Origin of the sequence: Pseudomonas paralactis, from assembly GCF_001439735.1 — a bacterium.
Classification (GTDB): domain Bacteria; phylum Pseudomonadota; class Gammaproteobacteria; order Pseudomonadales; family Pseudomonadaceae; genus Aquipseudomonas; species Aquipseudomonas paralactis.
The window spans coordinates 152,626-169,576 of the sequence record NZ_JYLN01000002.1; the positions used below are offsets into that span (position 1 = coordinate 152,626).

Here is a 16,951-nt window from a genome sequence, read left to right on the forward strand (position 1 = left end):
ATTGCATCAGTAAAGGCTTAAAGGCAGACGTCTGCCGCAGGTATTGGTTTCCAGCTGTTTACACACTTGTGGTGCGACGCGAGGCTGCGTAACGTGGCGGCACTTGTTTTGGAGACCCGATCAATGCGCGCCGCCCGTACTCTTGCACTGTTTGCCCTGCTGCCCCTGTTCACCGCTTGCCAGATGTTCGAGAGCGAGCCGGCCAAACCATCTACTGCCGGGCTGACCCGTATGCAGGGTGAGTTGACCGCAGTGGAAGGCAAATTGTTGTTCCAACCGTGCGGCGACAAACGCAACTATGTAGTCAACGACACCGGCGGCACCAGCATCCTGCAGGAAGCCGCATCCCTGGCCGGCCAGCAAGGCGCGTTGTTTGCCGACCTGCGCGGCAAGTTTTCCGGGGTTGCCAGCGGCACCCAGGGTTCGCTCGACCTGCAACAGCTCTATCGTGTAGAGCGTTCGACCTCCGCCTGCAACGATCCGGACTTCAAGCGCATGATCCTGCGCGCCAACGGCCATAAGCCGGCCTGGGCAATGAATGTTACAGCCAAGGGCATGGTGCTGGAACGTGAAGGCCAGCCACCGCTGGCAGTACCCTACGTCGAAGAGCAACTGGGCGACGGGCGCTTCAACCTGATGACCGAAGCCAATAACCAGCACATCGAACTGTGGGTAGCGCCCCAGCGCTGCGTCGACAGTGTGAGCGGCAGCCTGCAACACATGAGTGCCGAGTTGCGGGTTAACGGCCAGGTGCAGCGTGGCTGCGCGGCGTTTGGCGGCTCTCGGGATGACTGATTCTGCCTTGGGCTGTTTTAACCTGACGGAAAACCGCCTTTGGGGCTTATAATCGCCGGTTTGCAAAACAGCCGGCCTCCTCGCCCGCCGCCTACCGGATCCTGTCATGTTACGAATCACTGAACTCAAGCTGCCCATCGACCATCCCGAAGAAGACCTGCGGCCTGCCATCGTGCAGCGCCTGGGCATCGCCAGTGATGACCTGCTCGATTTCACCCTGTTCAAACGCAGCTACGACGCCCGTAAAAAGTCGTCGGAGCTTTGCTTCATCTACACCGTCGATCTGAACGTCAAGGGCGAAGCCGCCCTGCTGCTCAAGTTTGCCGACGACCGCAACGTCAATCCCGCGCCGGATGTGAGCTACAAGGTAGTCGGCCAGGCGCCGGCAGGCTTGGTTGAACGGCCAATCGTGGTGGGTTTTGGCCCCTGCGGGATCTTCGCCGGGCTGTTGCTGGCGCAGATGGGCTTCAAGCCGATCATCCTCGAACGCGGCAAGGAAGTGCGCCAACGCACCAAGGACACCTGGGGCCTGTGGCGCAAAAGCGTGCTCAACCCCGAGTCCAACGTGCAGTTCGGTGAAGGCGGTGCCGGGACCTTCTCCGACGGCAAGCTGTACAGCCAGATCAAGGACCCGAAGTTCCACGGTCGCAAAGTGCTCCACGAGTTCGTCAAGGCCGGCGCACCGGAAGAGATCCTCTACGTCAGCAAGCCGCATATCGGCACCTTCCGCCTGACCGGCGTGGTGGAGAACATGCGCGAACAAATCATCGCCCTGGGCGGTGAAGTACGCTTTGAACAACGGGTCACCGATGTATTGATCGAAGACGGTCAGTTGAACGGCGTGGTCATCGACGGCGGCGAGCAGATCCTCTCCAGGCACGTGATTCTTGCCCTGGGCCACAGCGCCCGTGACACCTTCCGTATGCTCCATGATCGCGGCGTGTACATGGAGGCCAAACCGTTCTCGGTGGGTTTCCGTATCGAACACCCGCAGTCGCTGATCGACGCCGCACGCCTGGGCAAATACGCAGGCCACCCGAAACTGGGTGCTGCGGACTACAAACTGGTGCACCACGCCAAGAATGGCCGCTCGGTCTACAGCTTCTGCATGTGCCCGGGCGGCACGGTGGTAGCCGCGACCTCAGAACCCAATCGCGTCGTGACAAACGGCATGAGCCAGTACTCGCGTAACGAACGCAACGCCAACTCCGGCATCGTGGTCGGCATCACCCCCGAAGTGGATTACCCGGGCGGCCCGCTGGCCGGCATCGAGTTGCAGGAGCGCCTGGAGTCCCACGCCTACATCCTCGGTGGCAGCAACTACGAAGCCCCCGCGCAACTGGTAGGTGACTTTATCGCCGGCAAACCTTCCACCGCCATCGGCAGCGTGGAACCGTCCTACAAACCCGGTGTGTCCCTGGGCGACCTGGCCCTGGCCCTGCCGGACTTCGCCATCGAAGCCATCCGCGAAGCCTTGCCGGCGTTCGAAAAGCAGATCAAAGGCTATTCGCTGCACGATGCGGTGTTGACCGGCATCGAAACTCGCACGTCGTCGCCGTTGCGCATTACCCGCAACGAATCGATGCAGAGCTTGAACGTCAAAGGCCTGTTTCCGGCCGGGGAAGGCGCGGGTTATGCCGGCGGGATTCTGTCGGCGGGTGTTGACGGGATTCGGATTGCCGAGGCGCTGGCGCGGGATATGCTCGGCATCGAGGCCTGATCACACCGCAATGCAAGTTTGGGAGGGGGCTTGCTCCCTCCCACATTTTGATTTGCGTTGGGTCAGATATTGGCGCGCAGGATGCTGGTCGGCAGCGACTCGCCTTGCTCTACACTCGCCGCTACCGCTGCAATCAACCCATCCAACTCATACCCCTGCCCCGCCAACCACGCCTGATCGTAATAGGTCGTGGCATAACGCTCACCACCATCACACAAGATCGCTACGATCGAGCCTGACTCTCCTGCCGCTTTCATCTGGTGCGCTGCCATCAATGCGCCGATCAGGTTGGTCCCGCTGGACCCGCCCACCCGTCGTCCCAAACGCCCAGCCAGGTAATGCATAGCCGCCAACGACAAGGCGTCTGGCACCTTGACCATCGCATCAATCACCGCCGGCAAAAACGATGCCTCAACGCGCGGACGACCAATCCCTTCGATTCGCGAACCACACTCCAGGCGCAGGCTGGCGTCGCCGCTCTGGTAGAAGTCGAAGAACACCGAGCGCTCGGCATCGGCACACAGCACGCGGGTGCAATGCTGGCGATAACGTACGTAACGGCCCAGTGTGGCGGTGGTGCCGCCAGTGCCGGGGCTGGAAATCAACCAGCTGGGCTCCGGGTGCTGCTCAAAGCGCATCTGCTGGAAGATCGATTCGGCGATGTTGTTGTTTGCGCGCCAGTCGGTAGCACGCTCGGCGTAGGTGAACTGGTCCATGAAGTGACCACCACTTTCCTGGGCCAGGCGTTCGGATTCGGCGTAGATCTGCGTCGGGTCCTGAACCAGATGGCTCTTGCCGCCGTAGAAGGCGATCTGGGCGATCTTCTCCTGGGAGGTGGTGGCCGGCATGACGGCAATGAACGGCAACCCCAACAGGCGAGCGAAGTAAGCTTCAGAGATGGCCGTAGAACCGCTGGACGCTTCGATCACCGGGGCGCCCGGCTTGAGCCAGCCATTGCACAGCGCGTACAAAAACAGCGAGCGGGCCAGCCGGTGTTTCAGGCTGCCTGTGGGGTGGCTGGACTCGTCCTTGAAGTACAACTCGATGCCGGGCAACCCGGGCAACGGCAACGGGATCAAGTGGGTGTCGGCGCTCCGCTGGAAGTCCGCTTCAATGATGCGAATGGCTTCGCGGGCCCAGGTACGGTGGTCGCTCATGGTGAATTCTCTAAAGTTTTCAGCCCTGATCTTAAGGTGTTTCCTACACTTCACACAGATACAGTACCGACTCAATTGGACACACAATTGCTAGTCTTAGCCGCATCGGCAACCCGGCTCATCTCTTATAACAAATAAGAATATAACTTTTGTTTTAACAACTAACTGTACGGGTTAGGGTACCCACCTATTGAACCTGGAATGGAGAGCATCCCTTGCCTCTGCGTAGCACTTTCACCCGTTTCTTCCAGCTGGAAGCCGCCAGTGGCTTGTTATTGATCGCCGCTGCCGCTTTGGCGCTGATCATCAACAATTCACCGTTGTCGCATCTGTACAACGCGTTTCTTGATACGCCTGTGGTTGCTCAGGTCGGCGCGTTGAAAATCGCCAAGCCGGCACTGCTGTGGATCAACGACGGCCTGATGGCTCTGTTTTTCCTGTTGATCGGCCTGGAGGTCAAGCGCGAACTCCTCGATGGTCACCTGTCCAAACCGTCCCAGGTTGTGCTGCCCGGCGCAGCAGCCATCGGCGGCATGGTGGTGCCGGCGCTGATCTACTGGGCGCTGAACAAGGACAACCCGGCCGCCCTCGCCGGCTGGGCGATCCCCATGGCCACGGATATCGCGTTCGCCCTGGGCGTGCTGGCCCTGCTGGGCAAGCGCGTACCGGTGTCGCTGAAACTGTTCCTGATGACCCTGGCGATCATTGATGACCTCGGTGCCATCATCGTCATCGCGCTGTTCTATTCCGCCGACTTGTCCGGCGCTTCCCTGGCGGGCGCGGGGGCTTGCTTGATTGCCTTGATTGCGATGAACCGCCTGGGCGTGATCAAGCTAGGGCCTTACCTGATCATCGGCCTGATCCTGTGGGTGTGCGTGCTCAAAAGCGGCGTGCACGCCACGCTGGCCGGCGTGACCCTGGCATTCTGCATTCCACTGCGCACGCGGAACGCTGAAACTTCACCGCTGCTGACGCTGGAACACGCCCTGCATCCGTGGGTGGCCTACGCCATCCTGCCGTTGTTCGCGTTCGCCAATGCCGGGGTTTCCCTCACCGGCGTGAGCCTGGAGAGCTTCACCCACTCCGTGCCCATGGGTATCGCCGCCGGCCTGTTGATCGGCAAGACCATCGGTGTATTCGGCCTCACTTGGCTGGCGATCAAGACCGGCATCGCTTCCCTGCCCAGCGGCGCCAACTGGGGCCAAGTGCTTGGCGTGGCTATTCTGTGCGGTATCGGCTTCACCATGAGCCTGTTTGTCGGCTCCCTGGCGTTTGTGCCGGGTGCCAGCGAGTTTGCCGGTGAAGACCGCATGGGGATTCTGACCGGGTCGATCCTGGCAGCCTTTATCGGGTATGCGGTGACGGCAATGGTGAGTCGCAAGAAAGCCGTCGTTGCATGATTTGAAGTCAGTCAGTTGCAGGAGCGAGCTTGCTCGCTCCTACAAACAAAACCCCCAACCGGTCACCCGGTTGGGGGTTTTTCTTCGCCTGTAGCTCAACGCTTAGCGAGTAACGCGGCTGGTACCGTCGACGGTCATGATGCGTACGCGGTCGCCAATGCGGAAGATTTCATTTTCCTGCACGGCTTGTACGTAGGCGCGCATGCTGCCGTCGTCTTCGCGCACGGTGATTTCCACGCCCTGGGTACGGGTCAGGCCTTCTTCGGTGGCCGAGCCCAGCAGGCCGCCCGCAACTGCGCCGATCACCGCAGTGACGATGCTGCCACGGCCGCCACCGATGGCGCTGCCGCCAACGCCACCGATGACTGCGCCCGCAGCGCCGCCGATTGGGGTCTTGGTGCCTTCGATTTTCACCGGACGCAGGGATTCGATGGTGCCCATGCGCACGGTCTGGACGCGGCGCGCCTCATCACGGGAGTACGAGTCGCCGGTCAGACTCGAGGCGCAGCCACCCAGCAGCAACGACAGGGTGGTAAAGCAGGCAACTAGTAAAACGGACTTACGCATAGCATCAACTCCAAAGGACAGGTATTCATTAAACGCTGTGGCTTGGCGCCTGTCACGGCAAGCCGGGCAGAAAGTTGCTTTCATTCAGCCTGAGTACAGACTGCCAGCACCAGAAAAGACGACCAACGGTAGTCTAACCGTGGTGCCGAACGGTGCCATCCGCTGCTTGATCATTGTAGCCGCACAACCAAAAGCGCCGAAGTCTCTGAGTAGGGACGTCGGCGCAATGGACATGATTCACACGGGATGACGAAAGGTGATGCTCAGGGCGCCAAACGCTCGCGGACCCACTGAGCACCTTGCAAGCGGTAGTTGAGACGATCATGCAGGCGGCTGGCGCGGCCCTGCCAGAACTCGATGCGCTCGGGCAGCAAACGGTACCCCCCCCAATGCTCGGGGCAATCGGGTTGAGTATCGCTGAAACGCTGCTGCGTCGCCTTGAGCAGGTCCTGCAGCTCTTCACGGTCACGAATGACCTTGCTCTGCGGGGATGCCCAGGCGCCCAGGCGGCTGCCCAAGGGGCGCACCTGGTAATAGGCATCCGACTCTTCAGGCGTGACCTTGACCACGCGCCCTTCAATGCGCACCTGCCGTTCCAGGGTTGGCCAGAAGAAGGTCATGGCCGCAAACGGCCGCGCCGCAAGTTGCTCACCCTTGGCACTCTGGTAGTTGGTGAAGAAGGTAAAGCCCTGTGCATCCAGGCCCTTGAGCAACAGGATGCGACAGTGCGGGCGACCGTCCTGATCGACCGTCGCCAGGGTCATGGCATTGGCCTCCACCGGCGGCTGTTCGGTTTTCACCGCGTCGCCAAACCATTGGTGGAACAACGCAAACGGTTCGTCGGGGGCCTGGGCCTCGCTCAAACCGTCCCGTGTGTAGTCACGGCGCATATCAGCCAGTGCCTGGGTCATGCGACTTTATCCTTGTGGTTCAACGGCTCAGTTTTTCGCCTGGTCGTTCGAAGCGGGTGCAGCAGCCTTGGCTTTGGTTGCCGCCGGTTTCTTCGCAGCGGGTTTGGCCGCGGCCTTTTTAGCCGCTGGCTTGGCGGCCGCTTTCTTGGCCGGGGCCTTCTTGGCGGGTGCTTTTGCTGCCGGTGCCGGGGCTGGAGCACTCTGTACGGCAACCATTTCCGCAACAGGCGGCGTCTTGCCCGAATTGTATTTGCTCAGCAGTGCCAACATCGTTGTACGCTGAGTGAACATAATTTCCATGCGACGGTTCAGCGCACGGCCCTGATTGCTGTCGTTGGCGGCACGCGGCATAAGGTCGCCCATGCCACGCAGCATCAGGCGGTCCTGCTTCAAACCACTGAGGCTGAAGATCGACGCAATCGACTGCGCACGTTCCTTGCTCAACGCCTGGCTCGCAGGAGCACTGCCGGTGGCATCGACGTGACCCAGAACCAGTACGGCGGTCTTGGGATCAGCTTCAACGGCCTTGGCCACACGGGTGAACGGGCCCAGGGTCACCGGCAACAGCATTGCCGGACGTTTTGGGTTGTAGGAGCCGTCTACCGGTGCAATCACTACCAGCACGTTGTCACGACGCTCAAGTTGCAGGTTGCTGTCCTTGATAGCGGCGCGCAGGCGTGGCTCGTAGTCGTCCAGCCAGGCTTGGGTAATTTTCGGGTCGGGCATTGGTACGTTGGTCACGTCGACCTTGGACAAAGGCTTTGGCTTGCTTTCGAACGGCCACCACCAGCGCGGTTCGGCGTCGGTCTTGGCGACGACAGGTGCCGCGTCCGAAGACGGGGTTGCGGCCTTGAGGTCGGCTTTCAGGTCGGCCTTGGCATCGGCGGCTTTTTCTTCGGCGCTTTTGGTGGAGAACGGCCACCAGCTGTAGCCGCTATCAGCCTTGGCGGCCGGAGCAGGTGCAGCAGCAGCGGCGACAGGTTCAACAGGCTTGGCGCCTGCTGCTGGTTTGGCATCCGGCTTGGCGTCGGTTTGGGTCACTGCGTCCTTGGTCGCAGCCTTGTCCGAACCAAATGACCACCAATGCCCACCTTCGGCATCATTTTGTGGAGTTTGTGCGCAACCAGTAATAGTGAGGCACAGCGCTAGTGCCAAGGACTTGTTCGATAACATGAGATATCCACAAAATGAGAAAAAACCAGGGGGCCTGGTGACCCGTTAAACAGACGCTTAAAGAACATTCAAGTTACAACACGTCGTTCAGCATCTTTTTATACTTGCCTTTGTAACAAAAAATTGTGAAACAGCAAGGGGTTTATAGACAACCGGCCAATATTCCGACCAACTTCTGCGCGCGTGGGTCCATAAGTACGTAAGGGCCCAGGGTATTAGTCACAAAACCGAACGCTACATCATGTTCAGGGTCGGCAAACCCGACCGAGCCTCCTGCACCGGGATGCCCGAAAGCGCGTGGCCCGAGGCCGAACGTGGCATTGGGCAGCTGCGGTTGATCCAACATGCAGCCCAGGCCGAAACGGGTTTGGGTCAATAAGGTTTTATCCGGCCCAATACTGTGTTCGCGAGTCAATTGTTCGAGCATGTCGCTTTCCAGCAAACTACCGTCCAACAAACCGCTATAAAACCCGGCCAGGCTGCGTGCATTACCGTGACCATTCGCCGCGGGCTGCTGCATGCGTCGCCATTCAGGCTTATTAGTGCTGGTCAGAATAGACGGTGGATTGGCAAATGCACGTGTGGTCATCGCCGCCGGTTCGCGCATCATTACTTGAAGTAACCGTTGCGCGGCTTCATCCCCCATATTGCCTTTGCTGCGCGCTATATGGGCCACACGATAAAACTCTGTATCCGCCAGACCGACGTGGAAGTCCAGCCCCAGCGGCCGTGCGACCCGTGCCACGATCGACTCCCCCGGCCCGCGCCCATCGGCACGGCGCAGCAGTTCGCCGACCAGCCAACCGTAGGTAATCGCCTCGTAGCCATGGCCCTCGCCCGGTGTCCACCACGGAGCCTCGGCCGCCAGGGTGTCGACCATCAGTTGCCAGTCGTACAAGGCTTCGGTAGGCAGCATTTCGCGGATGGCCGGCAGCCCGGCCTGGTGGCAAAGCAACTGGCGCAACGTGATCGCTTCCTTGCCCGCCGCCGCAAACTCCGGCCAGTAGTCTGCCACCGGGGCATCAAGTTTGAGCTTGCCTTCGGCCACCAATTGCAGGGCAGTGACAGCCGTGAAGGTCTTGGTGCAGGAGAACAGGTTGACGATGGTATCGCTGTGCCAGGCTTCGGCACCCTCCTTGTCGGCAGTACCGGCCCACAGATCGACGACGGTTTGCCCGCCTAACTGGATGCACAGCCCGGCACCACGCTCCTGGGGGTCATCGAACAATGCGGCAAAGGCTTCGCGTACCGCTTCGAACTGCAGCTCGTAATGACCCTGAATCTGCACCTGAATCCCCTCGCAAAACACCATGAAAAGTGGTCGCCATTCTTTCAGCCATTGTGGGTTTTGTGAACCCGTCCACGACGAATCAATGGCCGTTGCCGGAGTGCCCACCGGCATGTCCGGCGCCCTGCCCTGCGGCTTTGCCGCCCTGGCCCGGCTTGGCGCCTTCACTTTCACGCGCCGTGCGGGTCGCCTTGGCTTTTTGCGCCTCACGGCCCAACTGGTCGACTGCCGCCAGGTTGCTCTTGCGCACACTGTCGACAAACCCCTGGAACGGTAGGTCAGTGATGCCCACGAGGCCGAAGTGACCGTTTTCGCCATCCAGCAGACGCCCGGTCACCGGCTGATCCAGGTACTGGAACCAGTGCACGCCAACAATCGACGGCTCGGCCATGGCCTGCTTGAGGAACGTGGCGTACGCCGTACCGCGATCTTCTTCGCGGGCCAGTTGCGTCACGCCGCCCCAGAACGGGCCACGGTCGGCCGAGCCGAAGTTGAATTCGGTGATCAGCACCGGTTTGTCCAACGCACGCAGGGCGGCGAAGTCATAACCGTCCTGGGGTTTGAGGGTGTACATGTTGAAGCTCAGCACATCGCAATACTGCGCGCACGACGCCACGGCTTCCGGGGTGCTCACCGCAAAACGCCCGCCCAGCAACAGTTGGTTGGGGGCGTGCCACTTCAGTGAGTCGGAAATGGTTTTGAAGTACGCGTCGGCGAAGGTCTTCTGGAAGTATTTGAAGTCAGCTTCGATTTCCGGGTGCTCTGCACTGGGCATCGGTGGCTCGAAGCCGGGATCTTCCATCAGTTCCCAACCAGCCAACTGTATGCCCCAGGCTTTGGACAGACCTTCTTCGTTGCGATATTTGTCGCGCAACTGCTTGAGGAAGGCGCGCTTGGCCGGAACATCGGTGGTCATGCGCAGGGTGCCGTAGGCCAGGGCGTAACGAGATTTGGCATCGTCGCCGGGACCGGCCCAGGCCAGTTCGTTGTCGGCAAAGAAACCGATCAACCACGGATCATCGCGGTGATCGCGAGCAGCGATGGCCACGGCGCGTTCGGTGGCCATGGCGAAACGTGGATCGAACGGGTCGGGCATACCGCCCCACCAGTCGGTGCCGGTGCTGATGCTGGCGTAGTCACCCACAATAGACAGCGGCAAGGTGTACGGCACGCGGTCGGCAGTGGCCAGGTCCTCATCGCTCCAGTTGCCCACGGTATTGAAGCCCCAGGCTTGCAGGCGGTCCAGGGTGTGCGTCACCCAGCGTTTCTGGTCCAAACCTTCGCCGCCGTAAGTGCGCTGCAGGTTGGCGCCATAAAAATCGTACCAACGCCCCGAACCAAAGCCGCGACCTTCGCCGGCACCGTTGCCGGTGCGGTTATCGCTGCTGCCGTAATACTTGTCGAAGGGTTCGCCGGCCTTGGGCAGCGCCGCGAACATCCATTCACGCCCGGCCACGTAGGTCTGGCTGTTGTCCGGGGCCACAGTGTTGACCCCCAGGGAGTAGAACGGGTGACCTTGCGGCGTCACCAGGTACCAGCGCCCATCGCGTTTCTCGGTGCGGAAAAAGCCACTGGCATCGAACGCCGGGCCTTTGTTCCAACCGCCGTATGGGTCCAGGGAGGATTTGCCTCGCTCAGCCAACCAGGTGTTGAGCTGCTGTTGCTCTTTGGCCGCCGACGTTTTGAGCTGCTCGTCACTGCTGACCTTCTCCGGCCAGCGCGCCCGGGTGGATTGGCCATAAGCGTCGACCAGTTCGCTGTAGGCGGCCTTGATCACCGGTTCGCTGTCCTGCACGCCAAAACGCTCCAGCAGGATGCTTTGGGCAGCATTGGGTTTGATCATCGACAAGGTCACCGACACCACCTGGCTGCGGTCGATTTCGCCAGCACTGCCGGCCAGCAACACGCGCTGGCCATCCACGGTCATCGGCATCGGCGGGCCCGCCTTCATACCCTGGCTCAGTGGCGAGTTGGCTTGCAGTGGCACCAGCAAGGTCTGCGCAGGCCCGGCCGGCAGGTCGATGCGGCTGACCAGGGTCTTGCCGTCGGCGCTCTGCACCTTGACGTAGAGCGTCAGAGCCCAGTTCATCGCACTCTGGATACGCAAGCTCATGGCGCTTGATTGCGACCAGTCCCACACGCCGGTTTGCGGGCTGAGCACCAGGCTCGGCTCGGCGGCCGGGTTGAAGGTGATACGACGCAGCACCTCGCCTTCGGGAGTTTGTTCGGCGTTGTATTGAGGCAGGCTGGCGTCCTGAGTCGCCACCTTGACCACATCGGCAGGCCGGACGAAGTTGAACAGCGTTTGTTGCCCGGCAGGCGCAGCCATCAACGGCGCGGCGAACAGCAAGGCAAAAAGAGCGGGCAGCGTGCGAATCATACGAACAAGGTTCTCCCAAACGGCCGGTGAATGACCCGGTGATAGTGATGAGATAGACCACGAAGTGGGCGAATTCGCCCACGGTGGCTTAAGAAATTTCGCGCCTGAACGGCGGCAATGCATTAAGGATAGCCTTGCCATAGCGCTGAGTGACCAGGCGACGGTCCAGCAAGGTGATGGTGCCGCGGTCTTGCTCGGTACGCAGCAAGCGCCCGCAGGCCTGCACCAGCTTCAATGAAGCATCCGGCACCGAGATTTCCATGAACGGGTTGCCGCCCCGGGCTTCGATCCATTCGGCCAGAGCCGCCTCGACCGGATCATCCGGCACCGAGAACGGGATCTTGGCAATCACCACGTGTTCGCAGTAAGCGCCGGGCAAGTCCACGCCTTCGGCAAAACTTGCCAGGCCGAACAATACGCTGGAATCACCGCCGTCGACCCGCGCCTTGTGCTTGTTCAGGGTTTCCTGCTTGGACAGGTTGCCCTGGATAAACACCTGTTTGCGCCAGTCGCGGTCAAGGCCGTCGAACACGTCCTGCATCTGTTTGCGCGACGAGAACAGCACCAGGGTGCCGCGCGAACCCTCCACCAATGATGGCAAATCGCGAATGATCGCCGCGGTGTGGGCCGCAGCATCCCGTGGGTCGGCCTTCAAGTCCGGCACGCGCAGCACACCGGCATCGGCATGATGAAACGGGCTCGGTACCACAGCGGTAACGGCCTTTTTCGGCAAACCGGCGCGCATACGGAAGCGATCGAAGGTGCCTAAAGCGGTCAGCGTGGCCGACGTTACCAGGCAGCCGTAGGCCACGTTCCACAAGTTGCGACGTAGCATTTCAGCGGCAAGGATCGGGCTGGCGTTGACCTCGATATCAAACAGCGCACCGCTTTCCGACAGGGTCAGCCAACGGGCCATGGGCGGGTTGTCTTCCGGGTCCTCCACGGTAAAGGCCGTCCATAGTTCCCAGTTGCCCTGGGAACGCGACAACAGGCTGCCGAACAGCGGGTACCATTCCTCGGCCTGGTTGCTGGCGATGCCGATGTTGACCTCGCCGTCCATGCCTTCCTTGAGCAAATCGGTAAGACGTGTGAACAGATCGGTCAGGCGTGAAAAGCCCTTCTTCAGCTCGATGCCCATTTCGCGCATGTGCTCGGGGATCATGCCGCCGACAAACCGGTGGCGCGGGCGCTCACGACCCTCAACATCTTCGCCGGGCTTGAAGTCGGCCACCTGTTCGCAGGCGCTGAACATGAATTGCTGCTGGGTCTTGATCTCCCGCGCCAGCTCCGGCACCTGCTCGATCAACTTGCCCAGGTCGCCCGGCAATGGATGCTGGGCCAGCAGCTTGGTGAGGTTTTTGGCAGTGGTTTCCAGCCAGTCGGCAGTGGAGCGCAGGCGCGTGTAATGGGCGAAGTGCCCGATGGCCTTGTCCGGCAGGTGGTGACCTTCGTCGAACACATAAAGTGTGTCGCGTGGGTCGGGCAGCACCGCGCCGCCGCCCAGAGCCAGGTCGGCCAGCACCATGTCGTGGTTGGTGACGATGACATCCACCTTGCCCATGCCTTCGCGAGCCTTGTAGAAGGCGCACTGACCGAAGTTGGGGCAATGGCGGTTGGTGCACTGGCTATGGTCGGTGGTCAGGCGCGCCCAGTCGGAATCTTCCAGGGCGGTGGGCCAGCTGTCGCGGTCGCCGTCCCATTTGTTGCCGGCCAGCTTCTCGATCATGCTGGTAAACAGCTTCTGGCTGGCCTCATCCACCTCGATCTTGAAGCCTTCTTCTTCGAACAAGGAGGCGGTGGCGGTTTGCGCATGGCCTTCCTGCAGCAATACGTCGAGCTTGGACAGGCACATGTAGCGCCCACGGCCCTTGGCCAGGGCGAAGGTAAAACTCAAGCCGCTGTTGCGCATCAGGTCGGGCAAGTCTTTGTAAACAATCTGCTCTTGCAGGGCGACAGTGGCGGTGGCGATCACCAGGCGCTTGCCGGCGGCCTTGGCGGTGGGGATCGCGGCGAGGCTGTAAGCCACGGTCTTGCCGGTACCGGTGCCGGCCTCGACGGCCACGACCGCGGGTTCGCCCTCGCGGCGACCTTCGTCGTCGGTGTCGATATCCCCGAGGACTTTCGCCACTTCGGCGATCATCAGGCGTTGGCCATAACGCGGTTTCAAGCTCTTGGCTTCGAGAAAACGCGAATAGGCGCCCTGGATCGTGGTTTTGAGTTCAGTGCTGATCATGGATAGTCGGGCGCAAAAAACGCTGGATAAATTTTCAGTGGTTCGGATCGGCCGCTATCATACCCCGCTAATTAATCCCGCGCAGAACGGAGTACCACAATGACCGCGTTTAGCCTCGCTTACACCCTGCATGTACTGGCCGCCCTGATCTGGGTCGGCGGTATGTTTTTCGCCTGGATGATCCTGCGTCCCGCCGCCATGGCGGCCCTTGAGGGCCCTGCCCGGCTCAAGTTGTGGGCAAATGTGTTTCAACGCTTTTTTGTGTGGGTGTGGGTCGCGGTGGTGATTTTGCCGATCAGCGGCGTTGGTTTACTGCAACTGCGCTTCAGCGGGTTTGAAACCGCGCCGCGTTATGTGCAGGTGATGATGGGGTTGTATCTGGTGATGACTGCGTTGTTTATCCGCATTCAGGCGTTGAAGTTTCCCGAACTGAAGGCCGCGGTGGCCGCTGAGGATTGGCCGGCGGGCGCCGCTGCGCTGGGGCAGATTCGCAAGTTGGTGGGGGTTAATTTGATCGTGGGGTTGGTGGTGGTGGCGGTGGCTTCGGCTCGGCCGATGTTCTGAGCTGTTGGCTTGCCCTAACGCGTGTAGGAGCGAGCTTGCTCGCGAAAAACTCACAGACGCCGCGTTTATTCAGGAAGCACGCGTTATCGTTGACGTTTTTCGCGAGCAAGCTCGCTCCTACAGCCGCTGAATAGTCACAGCCCCCGCAGGCCCAGCCGGCCCCGGTTGCCCTTCCAGCCCTGGCCGGCCCTTGTCGCCGCCATCGGCGCGGTACACCAGGCAGCCTTTGGACTGGCCGCCCTTGCCGGGTTTGCCCGCCACGCCAGGCAAGCCACCGGCACCGCCGTCCACCAAGACCTTGATTTGCTCAATCGGGAAGTCCTGCGGCAACTCCAGGCGTACCTGTGCGCCCGCTGCGCCCGGCAGGCCGTCGCCGCCGTTGTCACCGTTAAAACCGCGCCCGGCTGAACCCCAGGTGCAGCCCGGGTCTACGCCGTTGGCACCATCCAGGCCCGCATACCCTTGGGCACCGGCACCGCCGCGGGCGTCTACCGACAACGTTTCAGCGCTGAGGGAATTGATCCGCAAGGTCAGGTCACGGCCAGCCTTGGCAGGTTTTTCATGGGTGCCGGGGGCGCCGCGAGACGTGATCTGGCTACCCTGCTCCAGTTGCGCCTGGCGCACTTGCATTTGCAGCGCGCTGGCACCGGGAACAATGGTGATGCGTGCGTCGCGGCCCAGGTGCAGCTCATCCACCGTGACCTGGCTGATAGTGGCCGGAATCAGCAAGGTGCCGTAGTCCGCCACGTCCAGGCGCTCAAGCTGCAACACGCTGGTGCTGCTGGGCAGGCGCATCAACGAGTTGGTTTCAACACTGACGCTCTGGGCCAGGGCAACGGGGCTGACCAACAGGGCCAACAGAAAAACCTTACGCATCATGGGGCTCCTGAGTGTTTTCAAATTTTTCTTTGAGCGCACAGTAACGACTTATACCGGCGATTTGCCAGTGAAGGATCAAAAAAATCCGCAGGTACGGTACAAGCCGCCGTGGCCCTGGCCGCAATGTCCTAGGCTCACACGCCCAGCCGCGCTAGTCTCTACGGTCCTGATGTGAGGATCTGCAATGACCGCTGGTATTTCTTCCCGTACACCCCAGCAAGCCCTGGCTGCCCTGCTTGAATTGCACCAGCCTAAACGCCTGCTGTTATTGGGCGCCAGCCAGTTTCCGGCGTTGGAGGCGTTTAAAACCGCGCACCCTGATGTGCACGTCAGTGTTGCCGCACCTGGGCCGCTGCCTGCCGAACTGGCAGCGCAGCGTTTTGATTTGGCGCTGGTAGTCGATTGCCTTGAACACGTGCCCAAGCCTCAAGGTCTGACGCTGTTGGGCGGCGTTCGAAACCTCAATGCCAGCCGAATCGCGGTGCTGGTCGACCTGCGCGCCTGCGACTGGAAGGACACCGACTTCTTTTCCCTGGCCCTGCAAGCCGGGGAGCGCTTCCAGCGCGAAGAGCAAGTTCTGACGCTGTTTACCTATGATCTGCTTGACTATAAACAAGTACCCGACTGGCTCAACGCACGCTTCTGGGCCAACCCGGAGAATTTTGGAAAGTATTGGTGGTAACCCGATGAGTACATCCATTTGCCCGTGCGGCAGCGGCAATCTGCTGGATGCCTGCTGCGGCCATTATCACGCCGGCCACCCGGCGCCCTGTGCCAGTGCCTTGATGCGCTCGCGTTACAGCGCCTATGTGCTGGGCCTGGTCGATTACCTGGTGGCCACCACCCTGCCCGCGCAACAGGCCGGCCTGGACCGCGACGCCATCGCCGCCTGGAGTGCTCAAAGCACCTGGCTGGGCCTTGAGGTTGAAAGCTCCGAGGTCTTCGGCGGCCAGCCGGAACACGCGTTCGTCACCTTTACCGCGCGCTGGCATGACAGCACCGGCGAACATAGCCACCGCGAGCAGTCTTCTTTCGTACAGAATGAGGGGCGTTGGTACTTCATCGACCCGACGGTGGAGGTGAAGGCCGGGCGTAATGATGCGTGCCTGTGCGGCAGTGGGCAAAAATTCAAGAAGTGCTGTTCCAGCTACCTTTAATTGACTGACAGGGATAACGCCATGCTTCGGATTTATAGCTTGATGCTGGCGTTGACCCTGGGCCTGACCGGCTGCGCCTCGTGGTTCGAAGATGACTCGCCGCCGCCTCATGTATCGCTGGTGAAGGTCGAAGTCGTGCGCGCCAAGCTGCTGGAGCAGAAATTCAAACTCTATTTTCGCGTGGACAACCGCGACGATGCCGACCTGACCGTGCGCGGTCTGATCTACAAGGTCACCCTGGGCGACCTGGTACTGACCGAAGGCGAATCCAATGAATGGCTGACCGTGCCGCCGCGCGGTCATAAAGTCTTCCGGGTCTCAGTACGCACCAACCTCTGGCCGCGCGTACGCGATGTGGTGCAGATGCTGAAAAATCCCGAGCGCCCCGTGCCCTATCGCCTGGAGGGCGAGCTGAAAACCGGATTATTCATCGGTAATGACGTGCAGGTGGCTCACAATGGCGAGATAATCCCCGGCGATTTTATTCCGGAGCAACATCGATGACTCAGCAACCCCATGTCCATGGTCCTGACTGCAACCACGATCACGATCACCATGATCACGACCACGGCCATGTCCACGGACCGAACTGCGGCCACGCTCACCAGGAACCGGTGCGCAACGCCTTGAAGGACGTTGGCCGCAACGATCCTTGCCCGTGCGGCAGCGAGAAGAAATTCAAGAAGTGCCACGGTGCGTAAGCCACACCAGGACAAACCCTGATACC

Annotated in this window: 16 protein-coding genes; 8 read left to right on the forward strand and 8 right to left on the reverse strand. The window is 60.9% G+C overall.

The window, feature by feature from the left end; genetic code table 11:
* Positions 1–123 precede the first annotated feature (123 nt).
* The gene (locus TX23_RS04930) at positions 124–795 is read left to right on the forward strand and encodes a COG3650 family protein (RefSeq protein WP_057701276.1); all 672 of its coding nucleotides are present in this window, start codon (positions 124–126) and stop codon (positions 793–795) included.
* Positions 796–901: 106 nt separating this feature from the next.
* Entirely contained in the window at positions 902–2,515 is a 1,614-nt protein-coding gene (locus tag TX23_RS04935) for an NAD(P)/FAD-dependent oxidoreductase (protein WP_057701277.1), read from the forward strand.
* Positions 2,516–2,577: 62 nt separating this feature from the next.
* On the opposite strand, the gene TX23_RS04940 is transcribed toward TX23_RS04935, so the two are convergent.
* The gene (locus TX23_RS04940; protein WP_057701278.1) at positions 2,578–3,672 is read right to left on the reverse strand and encodes a PLP-dependent cysteine synthase family protein; all 1,095 of its coding nucleotides are present in this window, start codon (positions 3,670–3,672) and stop codon (positions 2,578–2,580) included.
* A 215-nt stretch (positions 3,673–3,887) separates the two neighbouring features.
* Between TX23_RS04940 and nhaA the strand changes: the two genes are divergently transcribed.
* Positions 3,888–5,072, forward strand: a complete 1,185-nt coding sequence (nhaA, locus tag TX23_RS04945) for a Na+/H+ antiporter NhaA (protein ID WP_057701279.1) — start codon at positions 3,888–3,890, stop codon at positions 5,070–5,072.
* Between the two features lie 102 nt (positions 5,073–5,174).
* On the opposite strand, the gene TX23_RS04950 is transcribed toward nhaA, so the two are convergent.
* From TX23_RS04950 to dinG, 6 genes are all read right to left on the reverse strand, one after another.
* Positions 5,175–5,639, reverse strand: coding sequence for an outer membrane lipoprotein (locus tag TX23_RS04950; protein WP_003189251.1), 465 nt, complete (start codon positions 5,637–5,639; stop codon positions 5,175–5,177).
* Positions 5,640–5,902: 263 nt separating this feature from the next.
* Positions 5,903–6,550 carry a pyridoxamine 5'-phosphate oxidase gene (pdxH, locus tag TX23_RS04955; protein ID WP_057701280.1) on the reverse strand — a complete coding sequence of 216 codons (648 nt, stop codon included), beginning with the start codon at positions 6,548–6,550 and terminating at the stop codon, positions 5,903–5,905.
* 27 nt (positions 6,551–6,577) lie between these two features.
* Complete coding sequence (locus tag TX23_RS04960) at positions 6,578–7,723, reverse strand: OmpA family protein (RefSeq protein ID WP_057701281.1); 1,146 nt, start codon at positions 7,721–7,723, stop codon at positions 6,578–6,580.
* Between the two features lie 142 nt (positions 7,724–7,865).
* Positions 7,866–9,011, reverse strand: a complete 1,146-nt coding sequence (locus TX23_RS04965; RefSeq protein ID WP_057701746.1) for a serine hydrolase domain-containing protein — start codon at positions 9,009–9,011, stop codon at positions 7,866–7,868.
* Positions 9,012–9,093: 82 nt separating this feature from the next.
* On the reverse strand, positions 9,094–11,391 hold the full coding sequence (locus TX23_RS04970) for a beta-galactosidase (RefSeq protein ID WP_057701282.1): 2,298 nt from the start codon (positions 11,389–11,391) through the stop codon (positions 9,094–9,096).
* A gap of 88 nt (positions 11,392–11,479) precedes the next feature.
* The gene (gene dinG, locus TX23_RS04975; RefSeq protein WP_005785803.1) at positions 11,480–13,624 is read right to left on the reverse strand and encodes an ATP-dependent DNA helicase DinG; all 2,145 of its coding nucleotides are present in this window, start codon (positions 13,622–13,624) and stop codon (positions 11,480–11,482) included.
* A gap of 99 nt (positions 13,625–13,723) precedes the next feature.
* On the opposite strand from dinG, the gene TX23_RS04980 reads away from it, so the two are divergent.
* The gene (locus tag TX23_RS04980) at positions 13,724–14,188 is read left to right on the forward strand and encodes a CopD family protein (protein ID WP_057701283.1); all 465 of its coding nucleotides are present in this window, start codon (positions 13,724–13,726) and stop codon (positions 14,186–14,188) included.
* A gap of 117 nt (positions 14,189–14,305) precedes the next feature.
* On the opposite strand, the gene TX23_RS04985 is transcribed toward TX23_RS04980, so the two are convergent.
* Positions 14,306–15,064: a collagen-like triple helix repeat-containing protein gene (locus TX23_RS04985; RefSeq protein ID WP_057701284.1), complete on the reverse strand. Its 759-nt coding sequence runs from the start codon at positions 15,062–15,064 to the stop codon at positions 14,306–14,308.
* A 187-nt stretch (positions 15,065–15,251) separates the two neighbouring features.
* On the opposite strand from TX23_RS04985, the gene TX23_RS04990 reads away from it, so the two are divergent.
* The 4 genes from TX23_RS04990 to TX23_RS05005 are packed head-to-tail and all read left to right on the forward strand — an operon-like array spanning position 15,252 to position 16,925.
* Entirely contained in the window at positions 15,252–15,749 is a 498-nt protein-coding gene (locus TX23_RS04990) for a DUF6231 family protein (RefSeq protein ID WP_057701285.1), read from the forward strand.
* Between the two features lie 4 nt (positions 15,750–15,753).
* Positions 15,754–16,224, forward strand: a complete 471-nt coding sequence (locus tag TX23_RS04995) for a YchJ family protein (RefSeq protein ID WP_057701286.1) — start codon at positions 15,754–15,756, stop codon at positions 16,222–16,224.
* 21 nt (positions 16,225–16,245) lie between these two features.
* Complete coding sequence (locus TX23_RS05000) at positions 16,246–16,728, forward strand: LEA type 2 family protein (protein WP_005785795.1); 483 nt, start codon at positions 16,246–16,248, stop codon at positions 16,726–16,728.
* The gene (locus TX23_RS05005) at positions 16,725–16,925 is read left to right on the forward strand and encodes an SEC-C metal-binding domain-containing protein (protein WP_003189235.1); all 201 of its coding nucleotides are present in this window, start codon (positions 16,725–16,727) and stop codon (positions 16,923–16,925) included. The genes TX23_RS05000 and TX23_RS05005 overlap by 4 nt, the downstream gene beginning before the upstream one ends.
* Positions 16,926–16,951 lie beyond the last annotated feature (26 nt).

Bases quoted from the DNA above. Each gene is read 5' to 3' on its own strand.
- TX23_RS04930 (WP_057701276.1), top strand. From the start codon at position 124: ATGCGCGCCGCCCGTACTCTTGCACTGTTTGCCCTGCTGCCCCTGTTC.
- TX23_RS04935 (WP_057701277.1), top strand. From the start codon at position 902: ATGTTACGAATCACTGAACTCAAGCTGCCCATCGACCATCCCGAAGAA.
- TX23_RS04940 (WP_057701278.1), bottom strand. From the start codon at position 3,672: ATGAGCGACCACCGTACCTGGGCCCGCGAAGCCATTCGCATCATTGAA.
- TX23_RS04950 (WP_003189251.1), bottom strand. From the start codon at position 5,639: ATGCGTAAGTCCGTTTTACTAGTTGCCTGCTTTACCACCCTGTCGTTG.
- pdxH (WP_057701280.1), bottom strand. From the start codon at position 6,550: ATGACCCAGGCACTGGCTGATATGCGCCGTGACTACACACGGGACGGT.
- TX23_RS04960 (WP_057701281.1), bottom strand. From the start codon at position 7,723: ATGTTATCGAACAAGTCCTTGGCACTAGCGCTGTGCCTCACTATTACT.
- TX23_RS04970 (WP_057701282.1), bottom strand. From the start codon at position 11,391: ATGATTCGCACGCTGCCCGCTCTTTTTGCCTTGCTGTTCGCCGCGCCG.
- dinG (WP_005785803.1), bottom strand. From the start codon at position 13,624: ATGATCAGCACTGAACTCAAAACCACGATCCAGGGCGCCTATTCGCGT.
- TX23_RS04980 (WP_057701283.1), top strand. From the start codon at position 13,724: ATGACCGCGTTTAGCCTCGCTTACACCCTGCATGTACTGGCCGCCCTG.
- TX23_RS04985 (WP_057701284.1), bottom strand. From the start codon at position 15,064: ATGCGTAAGGTTTTTCTGTTGGCCCTGTTGGTCAGCCCCGTTGCCCTG.
- TX23_RS04990 (WP_057701285.1), top strand. From the start codon at position 15,252: ATGACCGCTGGTATTTCTTCCCGTACACCCCAGCAAGCCCTGGCTGCC.
- TX23_RS04995 (WP_057701286.1), top strand. From the start codon at position 15,754: ATGAGTACATCCATTTGCCCGTGCGGCAGCGGCAATCTGCTGGATGCC.
- TX23_RS05000 (WP_005785795.1), top strand. From the start codon at position 16,246: ATGCTTCGGATTTATAGCTTGATGCTGGCGTTGACCCTGGGCCTGACC.
- TX23_RS05005 (WP_003189235.1), top strand. From the start codon at position 16,725: ATGACTCAGCAACCCCATGTCCATGGTCCTGACTGCAACCACGATCAC.